Source organism: Streptomyces sp. NPDC059524, from assembly GCF_042749255.1.
Taxonomy (GTDB): domain Bacteria; phylum Actinomycetota; class Actinomycetes; order Streptomycetales; family Streptomycetaceae; genus Streptomyces; species Streptomyces xanthii.
Genome location: NZ_JBHYTK010000276.1, coordinates 1 through 374, shown reverse-complemented (window position 1 = coordinate 374; position 374 = coordinate 1). Strand labels below are relative to the sequence as shown.

General features: G+C 74.6%; 1 pseudogene. It reads right to left on the bottom strand.

Features of this window, described 5'->3' with window-relative positions:
• Positions 1 to 150: 150 nt before the first annotated feature.
• A pseudogene (locus ACFW9D_RS37850) lies at positions 151 to 374 on the bottom strand (MFS transporter); the annotation flags it as partial.

Sequence of the window (374 nt, the reverse complement as noted above, 5' to 3'; positions counted from 1 at the left end):
CGCCGCCCCCCCCCGCCACCAGCCCCCCGCAACCCCCCCCCCCCCACCACCCCCCGCGCGTATAAGTGGGTGAGGGCCCCGGGGCCACTTCAGCCGAAGGAGGCCGGGGCGGACCTCCCCTGGCTCAGGTAGAACCGGTCGCTCCGGGGGTCAGTGGGCGACCACCGGGATCTTGACCTCGTCGGCCTCCTCCGCCGTGTCACCGGATGCGGCGGCGGGGCCGCTGCCCGGGACGCCGGTGTTGATCAGCGAGAAGGCGATCGTCGCGGAGACGACGAGGATGCCGACCGCCCACCAGATGGCGTGGGTGTAGCCGTTCACCATGGCCTGTGCCTGGAGCAGCTGCGCGTTGCGGGCGCCGGCCGCGTGCTCCG